The sequence below is a fragment of the Advenella incenata genome (assembly GCF_004217095.1).
In the GTDB taxonomy this organism is placed as follows: domain Bacteria; phylum Pseudomonadota; class Gammaproteobacteria; order Burkholderiales; family Burkholderiaceae_B; genus Advenella; species Advenella incenata.
In genome coordinates this window covers 188,539-210,047 of the sequence record NZ_SHKO01000001.1, presented here as the reverse complement: position 1 = coordinate 210,047, position 21,509 = coordinate 188,539, and the positions used below count along the sequence as shown (strand labels likewise).

At 55.7% G+C, this 21,509-nt stretch carries 21 protein-coding genes; 8 read left to right on the top strand and 13 right to left on the bottom strand.

The annotated features are described in order from the left end of the window. The first annotated feature begins 25 nt into the window (after positions 1-25). Positions 26-1,024, top strand: a complete 999-nt coding sequence (locus EV681_RS00935) for an MBL fold metallo-hydrolase (protein ID WP_128393502.1) — start codon at positions 26-28, stop codon at positions 1,022-1,024. Positions 1,025-1,028: 4 nt separating this feature from the next. On the opposite strand, the gene EV681_RS00930 is transcribed toward EV681_RS00935, so the two are convergent. The 3 genes from EV681_RS00930 to EV681_RS00920 are packed head-to-tail and all read right to left on the bottom strand — an operon-like array spanning position 1,029 to position 3,457. Beyond that, entirely contained in the window at positions 1,029-2,291 is a 1,263-nt protein-coding gene (locus EV681_RS00930) for a cyanate transporter (protein ID WP_130303098.1), read from the bottom strand. Between the two features lie 4 nt (positions 2,292-2,295). Next, on the bottom strand, positions 2,296-2,769 hold the full coding sequence (locus tag EV681_RS00925) for a nucleoside deaminase (protein WP_130303097.1): 474 nt from the start codon (positions 2,767-2,769) through the stop codon (positions 2,296-2,298). A gap of 19 nt (positions 2,770-2,788) precedes the next feature. After that, on the bottom strand, positions 2,789-3,457 hold the full coding sequence (locus EV681_RS00920) for an ankyrin repeat domain-containing protein (protein WP_130303096.1): 669 nt from the start codon (positions 3,455-3,457) through the stop codon (positions 2,789-2,791). Positions 3,458-3,718: 261 nt separating this feature from the next. On the opposite strand from EV681_RS00920, the gene EV681_RS00915 reads away from it, so the two are divergent. Continuing rightward, entirely contained in the window at positions 3,719-4,564 is an 846-nt protein-coding gene (locus EV681_RS00915; protein ID WP_130303095.1) for a LysR family transcriptional regulator, read from the top strand. Positions 4,565-4,985: 421 nt separating this feature from the next. After that, positions 4,986-5,864 carry a Bug family tripartite tricarboxylate transporter substrate binding protein gene (locus EV681_RS00910; RefSeq protein ID WP_130303977.1) on the top strand — a complete coding sequence of 293 codons (879 nt, stop codon included), beginning with the start codon at positions 4,986-4,988 and terminating at the stop codon, positions 5,862-5,864. Positions 5,865-5,999: 135 nt separating this feature from the next. On the opposite strand, the gene EV681_RS00905 is transcribed toward EV681_RS00910, so the two are convergent. From EV681_RS00905 to EV681_RS00865, 8 genes are all read right to left on the bottom strand, one after another. Continuing rightward, the gene (locus EV681_RS00905; protein WP_128393497.1) at positions 6,000-6,686 is read right to left on the bottom strand and encodes a hypothetical protein; all 687 of its coding nucleotides are present in this window, start codon (positions 6,684-6,686) and stop codon (positions 6,000-6,002) included. A 60-nt stretch (positions 6,687-6,746) separates the two neighbouring features. Further along, the gene (locus EV681_RS00900) at positions 6,747-7,775 is read right to left on the bottom strand and encodes a Gfo/Idh/MocA family protein (protein ID WP_242612093.1); all 1,029 of its coding nucleotides are present in this window, start codon (positions 7,773-7,775) and stop codon (positions 6,747-6,749) included. A 1-nt stretch (position 7,776) separates the two neighbouring features. Beyond that, positions 7,777-8,622, bottom strand: coding sequence for a sugar phosphate isomerase/epimerase family protein (locus EV681_RS00895; protein ID WP_165392903.1), 846 nt, complete (start codon positions 8,620-8,622; stop codon positions 7,777-7,779). Between the two features lie 34 nt (positions 8,623-8,656). Next, entirely contained in the window at positions 8,657-9,724 is a 1,068-nt protein-coding gene (locus EV681_RS00890) for an Ldh family oxidoreductase (RefSeq protein WP_130303092.1), read from the bottom strand. Continuing rightward, positions 9,721-10,527: an SDR family NAD(P)-dependent oxidoreductase gene (locus EV681_RS00885; RefSeq protein WP_128393493.1), complete on the bottom strand. Its 807-nt coding sequence runs from the start codon at positions 10,525-10,527 to the stop codon at positions 9,721-9,723. The genes EV681_RS00890 and EV681_RS00885 overlap by 4 nt, the downstream gene beginning before the upstream one ends. A gap of 159 nt (positions 10,528-10,686) precedes the next feature. Beyond that, complete coding sequence (locus EV681_RS00880; RefSeq protein WP_130303091.1) at positions 10,687-11,682, bottom strand: LysR family transcriptional regulator; 996 nt, start codon at positions 11,680-11,682, stop codon at positions 10,687-10,689. A 432-nt stretch (positions 11,683-12,114) separates the two neighbouring features. Next, complete coding sequence (gene nadC / locus EV681_RS00870) at positions 12,115-12,972, bottom strand: carboxylating nicotinate-nucleotide diphosphorylase (protein WP_128393491.1); 858 nt, start codon at positions 12,970-12,972, stop codon at positions 12,115-12,117. Between the two features lie 102 nt (positions 12,973-13,074). After that, positions 13,075-14,016 (bottom strand): NUDIX hydrolase, encoded by a 942-nt coding sequence (locus EV681_RS00865; protein ID WP_128393490.1) that lies wholly within the window; start codon positions 14,014-14,016, stop codon positions 13,075-13,077. Between the two features lie 156 nt (positions 14,017-14,172). Between EV681_RS00865 and nadA the strand changes: the two genes are divergently transcribed. Beyond that, complete coding sequence (nadA, locus tag EV681_RS00860) at positions 14,173-15,345, top strand: quinolinate synthase NadA (protein ID WP_128393489.1); 1,173 nt, start codon at positions 14,173-14,175, stop codon at positions 15,343-15,345. Beyond that, on the top strand, positions 15,342-17,024 hold the full coding sequence (gene nadB, locus EV681_RS00855; RefSeq protein WP_130303090.1) for an L-aspartate oxidase: 1,683 nt from the start codon (positions 15,342-15,344) through the stop codon (positions 17,022-17,024). Before nadA ends, nadB begins: the two co-directional genes overlap by 4 nt. Before the next feature lie 15 nt (positions 17,025-17,039). Here the strand turns inward: nadB and EV681_RS00850 are convergent, their stop codons facing one another. Both EV681_RS00850 and EV681_RS00845 read right to left on the bottom strand, forming a co-directional pair. Further along, complete coding sequence (locus EV681_RS00850) at positions 17,040-17,699, bottom strand: SDR family oxidoreductase (RefSeq protein ID WP_128393487.1); 660 nt, start codon at positions 17,697-17,699, stop codon at positions 17,040-17,042. Between the two features lie 135 nt (positions 17,700-17,834). Next, the gene (locus EV681_RS00845) at positions 17,835-18,563 is read right to left on the bottom strand and encodes a GntR family transcriptional regulator (RefSeq protein ID WP_242612092.1); all 729 of its coding nucleotides are present in this window, start codon (positions 18,561-18,563) and stop codon (positions 17,835-17,837) included. A gap of 121 nt (positions 18,564-18,684) precedes the next feature. Between EV681_RS00845 and EV681_RS00840 the strand changes: the two genes are divergently transcribed. From EV681_RS00840 to EV681_RS00830, 3 genes are all read left to right on the top strand, one after another. Beyond that, positions 18,685-19,956 carry a C4-dicarboxylate transporter DctA gene (locus EV681_RS00840; protein WP_130303089.1) on the top strand — a complete coding sequence of 424 codons (1,272 nt, stop codon included), beginning with the start codon at positions 18,685-18,687 and terminating at the stop codon, positions 19,954-19,956. Positions 19,957-19,970: 14 nt separating this feature from the next. Further along, on the top strand, positions 19,971-20,474 hold the full coding sequence (locus tag EV681_RS00835; RefSeq protein WP_128393485.1) for an ureidoglycolate lyase: 504 nt from the start codon (positions 19,971-19,973) through the stop codon (positions 20,472-20,474). A gap of 64 nt (positions 20,475-20,538) precedes the next feature. Further along, positions 20,539-21,375, top strand: a complete 837-nt coding sequence (locus tag EV681_RS00830) for a bifunctional allantoicase/(S)-ureidoglycine aminohydrolase (RefSeq protein ID WP_130303088.1) — start codon at positions 20,539-20,541, stop codon at positions 21,373-21,375. The last annotated feature ends 134 nt before the right edge of the window (positions 21,376-21,509 follow it).

Here is a 21,509-nt window from a genome sequence, read left to right as displayed (position 1 = left end):
CACCCAACCATGGAAAATCAACGAAATGTCACGTATTACCCCCCTTCTTTTTTCTGGTGTCCTGGCCATCGCAAGTGTGATCGCCCTGCCTGCCTTAGCCCTGCCTGCTTCTGCCCAGGCAGCACCTGTTGCAAAGACCGCTACTTATAAGCAAGTGGCCGACGCCTATTCTATGCCCCTTGGCAACCTGACCATTACCGCCATATCTGATGGCACCGTGCCCCAGGATCTGTATCAACTACTGATTGGTCCATCCCATTCTCATATCGACAATTTGCTGAGCAAGGCATTTCTTGCGAACCCGGTAGAAGCATCGATCAATGCATTTGTGATTCGCGACGGCGAACGTATTATTCTGGTTGATACCGGGTCAGGGGAGCTTTTTGGACCCGGCTTCGGTGGCAAACTTTATGATAGCCTGGCCAGCGTGGGAATCAAATCCGAACAAGTGACCGATGTGCTTATTACGCATATTCATACTGACCACACCGGTGGCCTGGTACAAAACGGAAAACCTGCATTTCCGAATGCCACCGTCCATGTCGGTGCGCCCGACCTGGCTTTTTTCCTGGATGCAGGCAACGCCAAGAAAACCGGCTATGACGATAAGTATTTCGCAGAAGCGATCAAGACGATCGGTGTATATGAAAAACTGGGAAAAGTAAAAACCTTTGATGACGGGCAAACCGTACTGCCCGGCGTAAAAGCAACCATACACCCGGGACATACGCCCGGCAGTGCATTCTTTACCGTCAGCAGCCAGGACCAATCCATGGTTTTCGTGGGTGACATTGTCCATGTTGAGTCCTTGCAGTTTCCCGAACCTGACATCGCCATTGTTTATGACCTGAAGCCAGAAGACGCAATATCGGTAAGAAAAAATGCGTTTTCTGATTTCTCCGGCAAGCGCCAGCTGATCGCCGCACCCCACTTGCCATTTCCCGGGATCGGCCATGTCCGCTCTGAGGCGAAGAACAGTTTCAGCTGGCATCCGGTCGAATATCGCAATCGCGCAAGCGACTGACGATTCAGCGCATATCTGGAGTTGGCGTCGCAGTGACCGTGGCAGTGGGCAGCAATGTGTCCTGTTGCCCGGCGCTGGCGGCGGGCGCGCGCATGGCACTCGCATAACGCCGGGGAGAAAAGCGCAAGACCAGGATGGCGACAACCAGCACGGTTGCCAGATGTCCCATCCATCCGGCCTCATAGCCACCGGTGGCCTCGTGCAGTACCGCGACAAGCCAAGCAGGCGCCGCGGCGATCAGAAAACCACCTCCCTGCATCAGGGCCGAGAGCGCCCCGGCCTGTGCAGGATCAGGCAGATGATCCAGTGCCACGATCAGCATTAAGGCAAAGCAGCCGCCCAGACCGCATCCCAGCATGATCACCCAGCCAAGTGCAGCAAAGTCCGGCGCCAAGGCCAAACCCGCAAAACCGATGCCCTGCATCACAAGTGTGAACCATAGCCACGGCCGGCGATCCGGTGCCTTCCTGGCAAACAGCGGCAGCGTCAGCGCCGACAGCGCCTGGCTCACCGCCAGCACTGCCAATAAGCCGCCACTGCCCTCGGCGCTCCAGCCTCGTTCCTGATACGCCGGCGCAAGCCAGGCGACCACAGATGTATAACCCCCATTCATCAATCCGAAGCAGAGCATCAAAAGCCAAGTGCGAGGTCGGGCCAGCAACAGCCGGGCAGCGCCTTCATTCCTGCTCCTGTCTGTATCAACCGGCAGAAAAGACCATGCCAGCAAAAGCGCCGCAGCGGCCGGCAATGCAAACCAGGCCAGGCCAACGGTCCACAGCCCTGTGCTCGACGATACGGCAGGCGCAGTGACTGCGCCCAGCGCTCCACCACCCATGAGCATTGCCGAGTACAGCCCCATCATGGGACCGACATGACGGGCAAAATCACGCTTGATGATCCCCGGGAAAATCGCTTGTATGACTGCGACACCCAAACCAATCAACGCTGCCGTCGCAACAAGACTCCATCCGCTTATGCTCAGCAGACGCAAAGCGCAACCGCAACAGATCACCAGCAATGCCGCAATGACGGAACGGCGCGCACCAAACGCACTTTGCAGGGCTGGTCCGATAAATGCCACACCACCCATCAGCAACATAGGCACCAGCGTCAGCATGGCCATGCCTTGCAGGCCCAGCCCCGTGTGCGCCTGAATACTGCCGGCAAGGGGCCCGATACTGGTAATGAAGGGTCGCAGATTAAACCCTATAAGCGCAACCGTTGCAACAAGCATGGCTCGCACAAGCGGCGTCTGGACCCGCAACATGGATTCAAGCCCCTTTTTGTTGCTGGCGTTTCCAATAGGCGTACAGATCGGGCGTGGCCGCTAGCCGGGTGGGCACATGACGAATGGTCACGGACTGCTCGTCAAACGGCCTGGCCAGGTCGGAATAGATTTCTGCTGTAGAAAGACCATAGGGGGCACCATCTTCATTGCTATAGGCGTAGGTCACTTCTTTGATCCCGGCCAGCCTCATTGCGCCCATGCACATGGGGCACGGGTGACCGCTGGCAAAAACACTGCACCCTGCCAGACTGGCCGAGCCCAGATGCTGACTGGCCGCCCTGATGGCCAGTAACTCGGCATGCGCAGTGGGATCGTTAGTCGTCATGATTTCGTTGACCGCCTGGGCGATCACCTGGCCGTTGCGAACGACCAACGCCCCAAATGGACGACCGCCCTGTTGCGCATTGGCATAGGCAAGCTCAATCGCCTGCTGGAGAAAATGTGTATTTTGTTGCATTGATGTGACCTTTCCAATATCAACGGCCGCCAGCGGCGCGCAGCATGTTTTCTATTTCGCTATAGCCATGTGAGCGCGCATGCGCAAGTGGGCTAACGCCCTCGCGATCTGCCAGATTGGGGTTGGCGCCCGCCTTTAACAGGGCGTCCACGATCTGCTGGTGCTGCTCACCGCCCGAGCCAAGAATAATGGCCTCCAGCAATGCAGTCCATCCCAGATTATTAACGTGGTCAACATCAACGCCGGCTTCAATCAACGTTCTGACAGTTTGGACATGACCGCGTTCGGCAGCAGGAATCAGTGCCGTTCCGCCATATCGATTAGTGCTTTTGAGATCAGCGCCATGAGCCAGCGTGAGCTTGAGAATATCCAAATGCCCCCGGGCGCCGGCATACAAATAGGCGCTGTCACTGATATTGTCTTTTGCGTTGACATCGGCGCCAGCCGCAATAAGCGTTTGCGCAGCGCGCACCTTGTTCGCCCTGGTGGCAACAAGCAGCGCGGTCGCACCCGAGCTATCGCGTGCGTCTGTTTCTGTGCCGCCCGATAAAATTTGCCCGATGGCAGCGACATCGTCATTGCCTGCTGCACTGTGTAACGGATATGTATTCATGACGGCTCCCGAGAAGATAGGCGTGCAGGCCAGTAGGACGGCTGTGAACACTGCCATGACAATCGATCTGGTCATATGACCTCCAAAATCATTGCAATAGGATTGGGATCAGCGCCTGGCGCTACATAGCTGCAGACTGCGTACAGGACGCTAATCTGCAGAAACGCTTAAATTCAAGCACCTTGTGCCAGTTGTGTCCGTATCGGCACCGAACCGCCGCCAGTATAGTCGTGCGGCCTTATATTTGGAAATTAAATTATTGAATAATAAATATTAAGAATGTGCATGTTGTGCTTATAATTGCAATCAGGATACTTCTAAACAAGGGGAACGAAATTGCTGGATCCCCGTCTTCTGGCGGCGTTTGTCGAAATTGTCGATACAGGCAGCTTTACCGCCGCCGCAGATCGCCTGCACCTGACGCAATCGACCATCAGCCAGCAGTTGGCAAGACTTGAATCGTCAGTTGGCCAGCAACTGGTGCATCGCAACGCCCGCCCGGTCCAGGCCACTGTCCCCGGTGAACGGCTGGCCGGCTACGCCCGGCGCATTCTCGCGCTTGAACGCGAAGCACAAGCCATGCTGGGAGACCCGGCCGGTACCCAATCCGTACGCATCGGTCTGCCCGAAGACCTGGTTACCGCTCAAATGGCGGCGGTCTTCAGGGCCTGTACCCATATGCACCGCTCGATTCGGCTGGATATCACAACCGGCTTAAGCCGCAATCTGACCGACCGTTACCGTGGTGGGGAACTCGATATTGTCGTCGTCAAAGAGCCGGCAGCAAGCGCAGACTGCCACGCCAGCTTCCCGGAAGCATTGGCCTGGTATGAAAGTGCAGACAATAGTCAGCAATGGTCTGACCCCATTGCGCTGGTCACTTTTCCGCCCGGAGGACTGTACCGCGAAGCCATGTTTGATCGTATCGAACGGGAGCGCAAAAAATGGTATGTGGCTTTTTCAGGCAGCAGCTTTCAAAGCGTGCTGGTCGGCGTAGAGACTGGTCTGGGCCTGTCCGTGCTGCCCCTCAAAGCCACCATCGGACGGCGTGTACGCGAGTATGCACCTTTGGGCAACATGCCCGCGATGGTTGTCTCTCTCTATGCGTGGGATAAAAGCGGCCCCGCAGCAGCGCTGATCAATCAGATGACAGACGTACTAGAGCGTCGGTTGGAACCATAATGGACGGCAAAGTCGCTCCCGCTTTCCCGCCCGATGCCAGGGATACACAACCCCTTACAACCGGGACGATGCCTCGGCGCTGATTTTCCCCGTGCCTGATAGCCATCAACTTCGTTTCACCCGAAGTCTTAGTGCAATTGCTCTCTTGTTCTAAGCAAACGCTTATGCCTCATATATAAAAATCGTTTTGGACATTAGCAGATCGATCCGTTGTAATGCAGTTGTCTACAGGCGAAATACCCATTGAAATGAGGATGCTGTGGCACAAATACATCAGACCGAAACACATAGAACGAGAGACAAGACGATGGCCCGGAATAACAGACGCAAGTTCTTGCAATACGCCAGTATTGCACCGCTCTCAGCGGTACTTCCCGCTAATGGGAGCACAAACGATTTCCCCGATAAACCTATCAAAATAGTGGTTGGCTTTTCCGCTGGCGGTACAACTGATGCCTTGCCACGGCTTTTTGCGACACAAATGAGCCGGATTCTGGGGCAGACAATAGTAGTGGAGAACAAACCAGGAGCGGCTGGCAATATCGCCACAGCTCAGGTGGTGCGGTCTGCGCCGGACGGATATACGCTTCTTGCGTCCAGTATTGGTCAGATTACCGTCTCGCCACATACCATGAACATGTCGGTGGATCCACAAAGGGATCTGGAACACATATCCATGTTTGGAGAGGGTGATCAGTTCCTGACGATAAACAAACAGGTTCCGGCGGCCACTATTGAGGAGTTTATCTCACTGGTAAAAAGCAAGCCTCATACTTTGTTTTATGGAGACTCGGGGGCCGGGGGCAATATGCATCTCTATCTGGAATACTTCAGAATGCTCGCGGGCATCGATATCGACGCTGTGCACTTCAAGGGAGGCAGTCAGATCATGCCTGATCTGATCTCCAACCGCGTGCAATTGAGCCTGCTGAGCAACATTGTCATGAACTCACATGCCAAAGATGGCAGTTTGCGGCCCATACTGCTGTACGGAAAAAAACGCGATCCTCACTACCCGGATGTGCCGACTGTTCGCGAAGCCGGCTTACCTGATCTGGAAACTGCCAGCAACTGGTTTGGGCTGCATGCGCCCAAAGGCACGCCACGCAGCGTTATCGATAAAATTCATCGCGCACTGGTGCAATCGCTGAAAACCAAAGAAGTGCAGGAAGGGCTGGTAACGCTGGGTATTACCGCTGGCGGCAACACGCCTGAAGCATTCAGCCAGCGTATCGCCCGGGAATCTGAAACATTCAAAAAAGTCGCAGAGCTGACGAAAATCAGGCCCGGTTCAATCTGATGCCGCACGGGATGTCCATGGATTCTTCAACAAAACGCAAACCCGCGATTTAAAAAAACCGGTAAAGATGCAATTTCATAATTCTCATCTTTACCGGCTCTTACGCCAAAGGTTGACTACGCCATAATTATCGCGTCACGTCGGCTGGACCAGGTTCTGTATGCTGTACTCCAACTGATACAAGCCATTAATGACGTCAGCCGTGGCGCCTGCCCTGATCAGCGCGTCCTCCGGGAGATATTCTGCACATGCATTGCGCACCCCTTCTTCCGCTGAACCTTCAATCAGCAGTATCAAGTCGGGCAATTGAATAACGCGTCCGCGCTGATTGCCCGAATTTCCCCCCGTCAATGCAGTATCGTTCTCTACAAAATGCACGCCGGTTATTCTTGGCGCGTCAATCAAGCCCGGCAACATGTTATTCACGATATGTTTTATCAGCGAGGCTTTCTCACCTTCCTGCGCCTTGATGCGTATGGTCTTGATAAATCCACCCATCGCGTAACCCTGACTGTAGTGGATTCGGCATCCCCCACGAACGTTATTGCGAAACGCGGGCAGTGTCTTTGTTGACCATGGTGTGGGGTTGGTCAAGCGGGTTTTGTAAACATCACTTACCAGAACGTCGGCATTTGCGACCTCATATAAGGTCAGAAATTCAACCTGGGCATCCAAGGCAATATAGCGTCGGCCTCTGATAAAGCCAGGAATGCCAAGCCTTTCCACCATGTGCTCGCGCGGATGCCACTCGAAAAAATCTTCACGCATTTCGGGTGTAATATCATTCCAGATCGCGATAAGTGCTTCTCCTGCCAGTACCATGTCATTTCCTTTATAGATGATTGAATGTGTAAAGAGGCGTGCTACACGCCGGTGCCCTGTTTACTGCTCCGTCGTCAGCGCAACTGGATGTCCGGCCGAACGATACGCCTGTTCCATAAGCTGCAAGCTGCGAAGCTGATCCTGGGCACTGGTCCAGAACGGGCCATGATCGATCAGACGATCTGCAAAGTGTTGAATCGATGCGTCAAAACATCCCTGCCTTATCTGGGCTTCGTCATAAGTAACCATATCCTGCTCCTGGCCAATCAGCCTGAGCACTGCATTTTCAAGAATGATGCTGCACCTCGTACCCGCGATCTCAAGTCGATCAGGTGAGCGGGTATCATGGCCCGCTGCAGTCATGACACCGTCTATCGTGACCGGAAATCCGGATTCGGAACGCAGCAATAGCGTTGCACTATCCTCTCCTTTGAGCGCCGGACATGCCCTTGCTGTACAGCAGGCAATAAGCGACATTTCGCCAAACAGTGAACGAACAACGTCAATCTCGTGGATCAGTGACTCTGCGATGAGGACGCGTTGCTCGTTCTGAAGAAACGGCTGACGTGTAAAGGCGTGTATTTTGCCGTCTTCCTTGCGCGGCAGCATGCTCGAGCGCCACAATGCGATGCGCACCTGGGCGATCGTACCGAGCTTGCCAGCGTCTATCCATTCACCAATTTTTTTAAAGTAAGCGCGGTATCGCCAGTTTTCATTGACCATGACGCGAATGGATGAGCCAATTTCCTGGACTAATGCCAATGCCTCATCATAAGCGGGACATAGCGGCTTTTCGCACAGCGCGTGCACGCCATACCTGGCAGCCATGCGGACCAGAGTGGCGTGGGTTTCACGTGGCGTGATGATATCTACCGCATCAAGCGTCTCCTGCTCGAACATGCTTTCGGGCGATTCATAAACGCGCTCGATTCCAAACTGAGCAGCTCTTGCCCGGCCCCGTTCGATAGACGAATCACATACTGCAACGACCTTGGCATTGGTACAGTTGGACCAGGCAGCCAGGTGATCGGCACTGATCATGCCGCAGCCAATAACGCCCACCCGAAGGGTGCTTTCGGTTGACGACATCTTAACGCGCCCCCGTTTCAAGTTTACGCGCATGGTATTGCGCCATGAAATGCATCGCATCGGCAGCCGCCACGCTGGCTTTTTCGGAGGGCGTTTTGTCCCTCATATCCTGTCTGGCCACTTCATATTCAATTTCACAATCAGCCGGCAATTCATCCAGGAACTGAAACAGGGGCAACACACCTTCACCGGCCGGTAGCCGCGCACCACGTGCTTCCTGTAATAGGGCGTCGTCTGTCATATCGCCTGACCGCGCATTGGCATCGCATAATTGAGCGAAAACAACCCGCTCGGCAGGAACAATCCTGATGTGCTCGGGCGTGGCGCCGGAGCGAGCCAGGTGCAGCGCATCCAGCAAGAGTCCCGCCTGGCTGCTGTTGCTTGCCTGGATGACCTGCCAGGCGGCTTGCAGCGTACGAATCCCGCTGTATGGCAAAAATTCAAGCGCAACCCGAATGCGGGCCTTTTCGGCCAATTCGCAATAGGCAGAGAACGTGTCAATGAACCGTGATGCATCGGGGTCAAAACTATTGGCCACCAGTATCGGCACACCCAGTTCCGCCGTAGCGTCAATAACTGGCTCCACATCTTCAATTCGGGTCTCGGGATAAAACTGATAGCCCGATACGTTAGACAGTCTCACGCCCAGTTCAGCTGCCTGATTTCGCAGTGCCACAATGGTTGCGGGATTGTTCAAAACAGGCGTTGCAAATGCATCACCCGGGCGTCGTCCGCAGATTCTGATACCAGTGGCCCCGAAGCCGGCAACGGCCGCAGCGTCAATAGTCTGCGCAGGAGTAGCGCCGATGGTTAAATGAGCAAGAGTAAGGTCTTTTATAGTCAGCATATTTTTCAGTCTGTCAAAACGTTGAAAGCGACAACTATTGCAGTGTTGCCGGTGCGGATACATCCAGGCGATCTGCCAGTTCCAGCAGATCGTTCCATACGGCGCCTGATATACGTATACCTGTGATCTGCTGTTCTTTCTGAACGCGCCATGCACGCTCTCCAGGCAGCAGGATCTCTTGCATATCTGCAAGCAGGGGGGTATTTTTGAGCATCATGGCCATCTCGTCGACTCTGCGCTTGAACGCATCGGGTTCGATAAATTTCGATATATCAATTGCCATATGAATATGCCCATTGCCAATGTCCCGCTGGGTATCCACAAACCACGCCGGTATTTCAGACAAAATACGAGATCCGGTCAGCACGCCACACAGGATTTCCCCAAACACGGCCAGTCCATATCCCTTGTAGCCCAAAGGCAGCAATGCACCGCCGGCGGCCAGATCGGCCGGGTTATCAGTTGGTTTCCCGTGACGATCAATGATCCAGTCTGTAGGAATGCGGCGATTGTTCTTCGCGGCCAGACGCACCTTTCCTCCGGCAGCCACACTCAATGCCATATCAAGTACAACCGGCCCCTGCGTCAACCCTGGAGCAGCGAAAGCAATTGGATTGTTGCCAATATTGTTTACGCTTCCTCCCCAAGGAGTCATTCCGGGGTAGCCGTTAGTCCAGGCGATACCGATCATATTTTCAGGCATCGCCATAAGCGCATAATGCGCGCAGGCACCGATGAAATCACTGTTGTTTACTGCCACAAATCCGATACCGGCTGTGTGGGCTTTTTCCATTGCCATACGCATGGCATGGGTTGCGGTCACGGCGCCCAGTGCTCGATCACCGTCAAGCAGTGCTGTAGCCGGCGCCTCACGCACGACTTTGATTTGCGGGTCCGCGTTGGCTCCGCCTTTGACCAGACGGTCTATAAGGAAAGGGACTCGCACAATGCCATGCGAATGAGTTCCTCTTAAATCGGACATAACCAGGCTGTCGGCGACCAACCCTGCATGGACCGGGCTCAAACCCGCGGCCAGAAAAATCGACTCGGTAAATTGCTGCAGTTGGGCAACATCTACGCGCAATTGGCCTTCTTCCCTCATACAGCACTTGCCTTTCGTGCTGCCGGCACACCGCCATGCACGAGCCATCCGTTGGTTGCCAGTACACCGGCATCGACAGGCAAATTGGTACCAGTAATGGCAGATGCCCGATCCGATAGCAGAAAAGCAATCGCTTCGGCTACTTCCCGTGGTTCGACCAGCCGGCCCAGCGCACTAACCTCGATCGGCGAGATGGCATATCGTTCGCCTTTTTCAATATTCTCGAGCATCCGGGGAACGCCCACAAAGCCAGGACTGACTGCGTTGACCCTGACACCGCTGCGCCCCCACTCACCGGCCATGCCTTCGGTGAGCATGTTGACCGCTGCCTTGGCCGAGTAATACGCATGGCCATGGTTGGGGCGCTGCCCCACCATGGAAGATATATTGACAATGGAACCTTCACCACGCAAGGCCATCCGCTTACCGAATTCAACACAACTGACATAGGTGCCCCGATAAGCGGAATTGACAATTCGCTCCCAAACTTCCAGAGGCAGGTCTTCCGGCCTGACCTGCGGCTGGAAAATCGCTGCAGAGTTGACCAACGCATGTACAGGCCCGATTTGCGATTCAATATGTTGTGCTGCCTGCGCAATTGATTGTGCATCCAGAATGTCTATCCTGATCGGATCGCCCTTGATACTTGCAGCAAGATCCCGCGCAGCCTGGTAATCAATATCTGCGACCACCAGTTTCCAGCCATAGTCATATAGTTTTTGACATGTGGCTGCACCAATGCCATTTGCACCGCCCAGGACAACAGCAATACGACCTTGTCCCTCTTGTTTCATAGTGTTCATTGCCAGTTCCTTTCGTTTGACACTGTGACGGCCCTGTTTCCGGTCTTATACGAACCGAATACAGTGCGGGCACGGGACTATTACAACGAATTTGAACGGTAAAGTCCAAAACGATCGGAATATGGCAGACCCAAGTTTTTTCTTTTAGCTGGTGATAAATCAGCGTGGTGCGCGGTACTCGTCCCTCTGGGTAGCGACCACATCGGAAAGCGAATGCTCAGCGGCTGTGCAGCGATTGGCCAGTGAGCCAAGACGCGATATGTACAGTTGCACGATCTGCGCAAGCAGATTGATCAGCGCCTCTTCGTGTTTGAATGATGCCCTGGTGATAGAGCGAACCAGATATAAGGTTCTGCTTAAGGCCGGATCAGCGATTCGCCGTCCATTCAGCAAGCCCAGCTCAATGTGTTCAATAGCGTTGCCATAGGGCATTACGGCAGCAGCATCACCGGCGGCTACCATCCGCTTCATCATGGAAACAGACGATACATCCAGAATTACATTCAGTTCGATTGCTCGTCGTTTGGCTGCGGTAAATAATTGTTCTCGCACACCGTCCCGTTGTCCAGGAAGAACCAGCTCGTGTTTTGCCATTTCCGAAAAGGCGATCGGTGTATCGTGCAGCCGACCATTGCCGTTTTGCGCACCGTAGACAAAGAGCATTTCCTCTTCCAGCAGAGGAACTCTGATCATTCCTGGTCGCTCATGGACTTCGTACGCAAGGGCCAAATCAATTTCGTGGCGCTCCAGTGCATCAATCAATACGATGCTTCGTTCTTCCACCACACCAAGCTTGACCCCTGGGAGTTCCTTTTTTGCCAGCAAGATGAGATCCCGCCCCACTATATTCATAAAGCCGTTGGTCAGTCCCAGCATGATCGCTTCCATTTCAAAGCGACCTTGCGCCTTGACCAGACGCTCAGTATCGTCCACCAAACGCAGAATCTCGCAAGCCCGTTCGTAAAGCAGTTGTCCAGCACGGGTTGTTCGCACACCACGGGGATGACGCAGCAGCAGACTGACACCGTACTCCTGCTCAAGTTGACGAACCTGCATTCCCAACGCAGGCTGAGCCACATACAGTTGCTCTGCCGCGCGGGTAATGTTGCCCGTTTCTACGATGCGGGTGAAGTATCTTAATTGCCGCAAATTCATGAAAATGCCTATATTTTCAGATGTATTGAAGGAGTCTTGAGCGCTTTGCAGGGCATGCTGACCGCTCTCAGGCAAATTTCCTGCATCGATATTGAGAACGACCTAATGTATTTTAAAGGAGTTCTTGGCGTTTCCACGTAGTGTCGTGGCGCAGAATGGATCGTAGTACATGACATTTGAAATCAGCCTCACGACGGACCGTGACCGATTCTGGCAGTTTTTGGCTTATCTATAAAATCAAACGATGTGGCAGCCCGGCTCAACAGCCACTCGTGAAACATCCCGATTTATTTATATTTAGCGTCGCTGTGTGAAATTCAAACACAGGACTGGTGCTATTTAAGTGAAGAACATGAGCTGGGCGCGCGTGCCTTGGCCGTACCGGTATACGGACAACAGGACAAAGTAATCGCCGCCGCAGCACCATTGCCTTCATGCCTGAAAATCAAGGCCGATATCCAGCGCCTTGGTGCTGTGCGTCAGATACCCGATCGCGATATAGTCAACGCCGGTTTGCGCAACGGCTTGCACCGTTTCAGGCGTAATGCCGCCGGACGCTTCCGTTTGCGCCTTCCCCTGGCACATGGCCACGGCCTGGCGCAAGGTATCGCAGTCCATATTGTCCAGCAACACAAGCCTGACGCCTTCTTCCAGGGCGATCGCCAATTGCTCCAGGGTATCGACTTCAAGCTCGACGGGCGTCAGGTGTCCTGCATGCGCATGGGCCTGGGCAATGGCGGTACGCAGATCGCCAGCCAGCGCAATGTGATTGTCTTTGATCAGCATGGCGTCATCCAGCGCCATCCGGTGATTCCAGCCGCCCCCGACGCGAACTGCGTATTTCTGCAGTACCCGCAAGCCCGGAATAGTCTTGCGGGTGCAGGTAATGCGTGCTTTCGTCTCTGCAACCCGTTTGACGATGTCTGCGGTCTGCGTGGCGATGCCGCTCAGGTGGGTCAGGAAATTGAGCGCCGTACGCTCGGCCGCAAGCATGGAGCGGACATCCCCGGAAATCGTTGCCAGTAACTGGCCTGCCTGAACATGCGCCCCATCCTGCTGGACAATGTTCACTTCGATGGCTGGATCAATTTGCGCGAAGGCCAGCCGGGCCAGCGCCATTCCTGCGATCACGCCCGGGCTGCGCGAGACCAGATGCAGGCGCCCCTGCTTGCCAACAGGGATGATCGCCTGGGAAGTAATATCGCCTTTTCGCCCCATGTCTTCTGCCAGCGCTGCCTGCACGAAGGGTATTAAAACAACGTCGGGTAATGGGTAAGCAGCGGAATTCATAAGCACGCAGGTCCTGTTCAAAATTTGCCCCATAGGAGCTGTTATATACTCAAAATGAGTATATAACAGCTATAAAAAACCGACAATGGCTTATTGAAAAGTTTATTTATTGATAGGCAGTTTGCTGCCGGACAGCAAGCTCTCGAGCAAAACCGTATCCTTGAACCGGTACAGCTGTGCCGGTCGCCCCCGTTCCTGGACCGTACTTTGTCCGGTTGGCTCGAGCAAGTCCTGATGTTGCATCAGGCGCCGGAAATTCTGCTTGTGCAACTCTACACCGGCCAGGCTTTCGATACTTTTCTGCAATTGCAGCAGCGTAAATTCAGTGGCCATCAACTCGGATATGACCGGACGGTATCTGATTTTCGCCCGCAGCCTTGACATGGCCATGGCCAACACCCGGCGATGGTTGTGCTGCATGGCCTTACCGGTCATGCTTTCAGGGATTGCCCCATCAAACAACGGCGACTCTGGAATGAGGCCCACTTCGTAAAGCAATTCATAGCGGTACAGGGTATTGTCCTCGATCCAGGCGTGCTCACCCTGACCCCAGCATAGATCCACGCGGCGCTGCCGACTCTGGCGAACCGCGTCATCCTCCGCAAAGGCAACCCATTTTCTCAGATGAGGGTAAAACACGCGGGCAATCCATTCGGGCCGGCCCTCGCGATGATCTTCCCAGGGGAAGTAACGGTACCAGTCGTGCCAGCTGGCGTTGACTTGAAGCAGGCGCTCATCGGCTTCCTTGACCAGCCCCAGGTAACTGACATACAGCACGGGCTGACCCGAGGCGCGGGTACGTAGCGTATCGACAAAGGTATAGAGCTGCTCGACGTAGCCCATGGGCTGCATGGTCTGGTTCTTTACCCACTGGCGTACGCCGGCCTGCAACGAGCTATGTACGGGCGATAGCGGTCCATAGGGCAAGATATTGCCGTTTTCCACGGTCAACACCCTCGCGTTCAGATTGGTGATCGCAATCAATACCGCGACAACCTCGGTAGCGCCTTCTGCAGTGCTCGACACGGAAAAACCTGAAGCCATACCTATACATATCCCTCAACGATGTATGGATTCTATCAGAACGGCCCTGATGGCATTTGCACCACAACGCTTACGCCGGGGAAATAAAAAGTACTTTACGATTTATACTCAATCAGAGCATAATATATTTTTGAAAATGGCCCGGGATGCAGACACATGACATCGACCTCCTTCTCTGTACGCAAGACATTTGACATTGATTTTCCGACGCTGAACCAGCCGGTATCCCACGCAGGCATAGGCTCGGCCTGTCAGGTAAAGCAGGCCTGGGCCAGCGTGCCCGCGCCACTCGATAAAAAGGATCGGGACACCTATCGGCAGTTAATTGTCGATCAGCTGGCAAAGCAGCAGGCGACGCTGGTTGCGCACTACTACGTTGATGCTGAACTACAGGACCTGGCGTTACAGACCGGTGGTTGCGTCGGGGACTCGCTTGAAATGGCCCGCTTCGGCCGGGATCATCCGGCCACCACATTGGTTGTGGCCGGCGTCAGGTTCATGGGTGAGACTGCCAAGATCCTGAGCCCCGAAAAGCAGGTGTTAATGCCTGACCTGGAAGCCAATTGCTCACTGGATCTGGGCTGCCCGCCCGATGCTTTTGCGGCTTTCTGTGATGCTAACCCGGGGCGCACAGTGGTGGTATATGCCAATACCAGCGCGCAAGTCAAGGCCAGGGCCGATTGGGTGGTGACCTCTTCGATCGCCCTGGAGATCGTGACCTATCTGCACCAGAGGGGTGAAAAAATTCTGTGGGGACCCGACCGCCATCTGGGTCAGTACATACAACAGCAAACCGGCGCGGACATGCTGCTATGGCAGGGTTCGTGCCTGGTGCATAATGAATTCAAGGCCGAAGAACTGGCCGAGCTGAAAAAAGCCAACCCGCAAGCGCGCGTGCTGGTGCACCCCGAATCACCGGCCCCGGTGGTGGCCCTGGCAGATGTGGTCGGGTCCACCAGCAGGTTGATCCAGGCCGTTACCGAGTTGCCGGCGACAAGCTTTATCGTGGCAACCGACCAGGGCATCGTGCATGAAATGCAAAAGCAGGCGCCAGGCAAGACTTTCATCGCCGCCCCCACGGCGGGCGAGAGCGCCACCTGCAAGAGCTGCGCCTTTTGCCCGTGGATGGCAATGAACGGGCTTGCCGGCGTGGCCAACTGCCTGCAAACGCATAGCGGGCAAATCATGCTGGATCCACAGTTGGGGTATCGGGCGCTCCAACCCATCGCCCGCATGCTCGATTTTGCTGCCGCCTACAAAAAGAACATCCGGGCCAGCGGCGACATAAGCCGCGATGTTCATTTATTTTCCCAAATCGGACCTGCATGATGAAAGCCACAGCACATGACTATGATGTATTGATTATCGGTGGCGGTTTGGCTGGCTTGTCGGTTGCCCTAAGCCTGCCTGACAATATGCGCATTGCCATTGTCAGTAAACTGTCGCTGGAGACCACCGCCAGCAGCAAGGCCCAGGGCGGGATAGCAGCGGTGCTGGACGCCGAAGATCATACCGATAACCACATTCGTGATACGCTGGTTGCCGGCGCCGGCCTGTGCGATATCACAAGTGTCAACCACATTGTGCAAGCCGCAGCGGCTGCGATCAACTGGCTAAGACGCCTGGGCGTCCAATTTACCCTTGCCGGCCCGGATCAATTACACCTGACGCGCGAAGCCGGCCACAGTCATCGCCGTATCGTTCACGCAGCAGACAGCACCGGATCAGCCATCACATCTGTATTGCAGACACGGTTGCGGCAGCGGCCCAACGTGCACGTGTTTGAGCATACCGTGTGCATCGATGCATTGATTGCACATGAATTAACTACGCATGAATTGGTCCCGCACGAGTTGGCCTCGCAGGGACGCACAGATCGATCAGCCTGCCGGGGCGTCCAGGCCCTGGATATGGCTTCAGGTAACACATTAACCCTGACCGCCCGCCACACTGTCCTGGCCACGGGTGGACTGGGGCAGCTGTTTCCCTATACCACCAACCCGTCCACCGCCACTGGTGACGGCCAGGCCATCGCCTGGCGTGCGGGTTGCCAAATTGCCAATCTGGAATTCGTGCAGTTTCATCCCACTGCACTGGCATTGCCGAACGCGGCCTCCTTTTTGATTTCAGAAGCCGTCCGGGGCGAGGGCGGTGTGCTGGTGAACGACGCCAAACGCCGCTTCATGCCGGATTATGATTCGCGCGCCGAGCTTGCGCCGCGCGATATTGTGGCACGGGCCATCCACGCTGAAATAAGCAGGCAACAAGGGCAACCTGTATGGCTGGATATTTCTCACCGTCCGGCCAGCTTTATACGCGAGCACTTTCCCATGATTTACCAGACTTGCCTGGAGCTGGGGCTGGATATCACCCGCCAAGCCATTCCGGTTGCGCCGGCAGCACATTACTCCTGCGGTGGCATCGTTACCGATTTGAACGGTTGCACCCATATTGACCGGCTGTATGCCGTAGGCGAAGTGGCCGATACCGGCCTGCACGGCGCCAATAGGCTTGCCAGCAACTCGCTGCTTGAATGCATTGTGATTGGGCGAAATTGCGCACAAGCCATTATCGAGCAATGCAGTCAAGGGGACCGTATGCAACCGGCCGCTACCACAGCGTCGCTTGCCGGTAACGGGCAGCAAACGATCAATGACAGCCCTGATGTATCCGCGTTGCCTGATGCAGCAGGCATCCGGAAGCTCATGGGGGAAAATCTGGGCATCATGCGCACAACGGCGGGCATTGGTCAGGCACTTGACCAGTTAGGGCGCTGGCGCACGCTGCTGGCTCATACCTCTGGACATGCCTGGACACCAACGCGGCTGGATTTGCGCAATCGTCTGGATTGTGCCTGGCTGATCGCGACGTGTGCATCCCAGCGCAAGGAAAGCCGGGGTCTTCATGCACTGGCGGATTCTCCCCAGATGCTGGCTGAACCGGGCCCCAGTGTGATCGGTCGGCCAATGCAGCCAATGCCGGTGCCTGCCGAAAGTGAGCCCGGCTAAGCCCACCGTCGTCGGTCAGACGTGCGCCAGTTGCTGCACGGCCTGGGCCACCGGCGTATCGCCCTGGGTCAGTTCAATAATGATCCGGTTTACTTCAGGATGTTCAATGATTTCGACCAGCGCAGCCGCCACGTCAGCACGCGGTATGCCGCCATAGGGAATGGCCAGGCCCGCGCGTACCTTACCGGTACCGGGTGTATCGAGCAATGTGCCCGGTCGCAGAATGACCCAGTCCAGATCCGTTGCTGCCAGATGCACGTCGGCGCGCTTTTTCACTGCCATATAATTTTCAAAGGTCTCGGACACTGCCTTGCCGCGACCGGCCTCCGGGAACGCCGACACCAGGACAAAGCGCCGGATGCCCGCTGTCATGGCCGCCGCGACGGCCAGCACCAGCCCATCCCCATCAATGGCGTTGGTCATCTGGGCTCCGCCCTTGCCACCAGCCCCCGCCGAGAACACCACCACATCGCTGTCTGCCATAAGCCGGGCCAGCTCGGCTGTGTCCAATTGGAGCAGGTCTCCGTAAACAGGCGTCGCGCCCAGGGCTTTGAGTTCCTCGGCCTGCATGGCATCCCGATGCAGTGACTGGGGCTTGTGCCCGCGCGCGCTCAACTGCCGGGCAAGATGCCGGGACACTTTTCCTGAACCACCAACAATAAAAACATTTGTCATATTCTCTCCTTGTATGTGCCACTCCGGCAAAGCAACGACGGTGTACGCTGTACCAGCCAGTCACAACACGGGTAACGTTGCCACGCAGGCATGGGCGTGTCAGCGCTGCCACATGCAGTCCACGCTTGTCTGCGCTTATCTGGCCGTTTTGAATACCTGACCGTTATTGTCTACGATACCCCACCAGCGCAGGGTTTTTTGTAAATGGCTTCTGACCGCCTGCACCGCCTTTTCCGGAGCGCCGGTCTGAATATGATCGATGATTTGCAAATGTTCGGTCATGGCCGGAATGATTCTTTCAGGCAAGGGCCGGCGCGAGTGCTGCATGACACTCAGGCGGTAACGATTTTCTTCATAGACCGCCAGTGCAACCGGGTTATTCAATGCCCCGGTAAGCCAGGCATGCAGTGACCAGTCCACCTCCATGGCTTTGATCTGTAATTGAGCTGATATCGCGCCTTCTGAAGCCTGTTCCAGCACGCGTTCATGTTCCTGGCGCAAGTGCGCCAATTCACGATCCGGCGCCTGCTGCGCCAACAGACGGGCGCCTTCCTGGTCAAACAGATAACGCAGGTGAAAACCGGCATGCAGCGCCTCGGCGGTGGTCTCCAGGATCAACACGCCCCGCTGAGGCAAAATTGACACCAACCCCGCGGCGGCGGCTCGCTTTACCGCTTCCCGCACGGGGGCCAGCGGCAGGCCGGTCACCTCAACCAGTTCTGATATCGAAATCATCTGGCCCGAGCGTATTTGGCCGCAAGCGAGCAAATCCCGAAAGGCTTCAAAAGCCTGTTGCGCCAAAGACTGGTCCGAAGAGCGGGTGGGAGTTCGCATGGTAAGAAAGAGGCCTTTTAGGGTTTTCACGACTATCGCAGTTTATGTCATTCTAATTATAGTTGAAATGTTATCTGACATTTCAGATGGAATTTCACGAACAACCAACACGCTGGCGCACTCAACGGTGCTCCCGGGGAGTGGATTTAAAATGCGTATTATTTGTCGAAGTCTCTTTTGCCAGGTGGTTGTAGCGTTAATTCTGGGTGCGATTATCGGCGTGTTCTGGCCACATTTTGGCGAGCAGCTCAAGCCACTGGGCGACGGCTTTATCAAGCTGATTAAAATGATCATCGCGCCCTTGGTATTTTGCGTGGTGGTGCACGGTATCTGCGGCAGCAGCGATCTGAAGAAAGTGGGCCGGGTGGGCGCCAAGGCCCTGCTGTATTTTGAGATCGTCACAACCTTTGCCCTGGCGCTGGGCATTGGCCTGGCGTATTTGTTCAAGCCCGGCCACGGCATGAATGTGGACACATCCTCACTGGATGCCAGCGCACTGGCGCCCTATGCGACCCAGGCGGAGCATGCAACAGATACCGTGAGCTTTCTGATGCGCGTGATCCCCAAAACCTTTACCGATGCATTTGCCTCCGGCGATATCCTGCAGGTGCTGCTCATTGCCATTCTGTTCGGAGCGGCAGTGGCCCTGATGGGGGAGCGCGGGCGGCCGGTTGCGGCGCTGGTGAATCAATTATCCCATGTGTTTTTCAAAATCATCGGTTTCATCGTGCGCCTGGCGCCACTGGGCGTACTGGGTGCAGTCGCGTTTACCGTCGGCAAATATGGCGTGGGTACGCTGGGCCAGTTGAGCATGCTGGTAGTCCTGTTCTATGTCACCTGCGCAATATTCGTCGTGGTCATCCTGGGCCTGATTCTGCGACTTGCCGGTTTCAATATTTTCAAACTGCTTGCCTATTTGCGCGAAGAATTGCTGGTGGTGCTGGGTACCGCCTCGTCAGACGCCGTGTTACCCCAAGTCATGCATAAACTGGAGCGCATGGGCGTCAAGAACTCCACTGTAGGGTTGGTGATACCTACCGGCTACTCATTCAATCTTGATGGATTTTCCATTTATCTGACCCTGGCTGCGGTTTTCATTGCGCAGGCGACCAATACGGCCCTGTCATTTACCGATTTGATCACCATCCTGGCCATTTCAATGCTGACATCCAAAGGCGCACACGGCGTGCCCGGCTCGGCCATCGTGATCCTGGCTGCAACCCTGAGCGCCATTCCGGCGATTCCTGCTATCGGGCTGGTATTGGTGCTGTCGGTTGACTGGTTCATGGGCATCGCCCGCGCCCTGACCAACCTGATCGGCAACTGTGTCGGCACGATCGTTATCGGCGCCTGGGAAGGCGATATTGACCGGCAACAGGCGCATAATACGCTCAATGGCCAGAGCAGAACAAACGAGGATTAAAGGTAGCAACAAGCATGACACTCAGAAGTTTGACCATAGAACCGCTGACACGCAAGGCCTTCGCCCCCTTTGGCCAGGTAATCGAGGCCAGCGATGCGGTGCAGCACTTTACGATCAACGACGGCAACACCGAGCGTTATCACGATCTGGCCCATATTGAGCCAGGCCCGCAGGGCAAGGCGATCGTGTCTATTTTCCGTGGTTTGCCACGTACCCTACCCTTCGAAATCACCATGATGGAGCGCCATCCGCTGGCCAGCCAGGCCTTTATGCCGCTGTCTTCGCGTCCCTATCTGGTCGCGGTCGCTACTGCCGGTGAGGCACCAACCATTGGGCAAGTGCGCGTGTTTTTATGCCAGGGCCAGCAAGGCGTGAACTACGCAGCAGGCGTCTGGCATCACCCGCTACTGGCGCTGGAGGCAATCTCGGACTTTCTGGTCATCGACCGCAGCGGGCCAGGACACAATTGCGATATTGCCACACTCACGCCTGGCGGCCTGATCGGCCCGCTCCCCTGAAAGCGGCGTCCCGCTTGCCTTGCTCCGCTCTGCTTTAACTGACACTACACGAGGACCTTTTCCCATGTCAAAGACTCCCTACTACGCGCCTCATGGCGGTCATCCGGCCCAGACCGAATTGCTGACCGACAGGGCCATGTTTACCGAAGCCTATGCCGTCATTCCCAAAGGCGTCATGCGCGATATCGTCACCAGCTATCTGCCCTTTTGGGACAAAACCCGGCTATGGGTGCTGGCCCGCCCGCTCTCTGGTTTTGCAGAGACCTTCTCCCAATATATTGTTGAAGTTGGCCCCGGCGGCGGCGGCAACCATCCCGAGCAGGATCCCCAGGCCGAAGCGGTGCTCTTTGTGGTAGAAGGCCAGCTCTCGCTCACCCTGGCCGGCACCGAGCACAACCTGACCCCAGGCGGCTATGCCTTCATTCCCCCCGCCTCGGACTGGACCGTGCGCAACAGCAGCGATACAAACGCCCGTTTTCACTGGATCCGCAAGCGCTACCAGGCTGTCGAAGGTATTGCCTACCCTGGCGCCTTTGTCACCAACGAGCAGCAGCTCACCCCCGTGGCCATGCCGGACACCGAAGGGCGCTGGGCCACCACGCGCTTCGTCGACCCGACCGACATGAGCCATGACATGCATGTCAATATCGTGACCTTCCTGCCCGGCGGCGTGATCCCGTTTGCCGAAACGCATGTCATGGAACACGGCCTGTATGTGCTCGAAGGCAAGGCCGTTTATCGCCTGAATCAGGACTGGGTCGAGGTCGAAGCGGGCGACTTCATGTGGCTGCGCGCCTTCTGCCCACAGGCCTGCTACGCTGGCGGGCCCGACAAATTCCGCTACCTGCTGTACAAGGATGTCAACCGGCATATGAACCTGACGCTGGGCACGCCGCGGTAAGCGCCAGCGCTGATGCACCGTCCCCTGGATAGCCTGCCTGTTCGGTTCGGGTATAGAGCAAACCGGGAGTGCAATACCTGCGAGCGTATAGATCCTGCATGGCGCTCCGCGATCACGACTGTCATTGTCGCAGC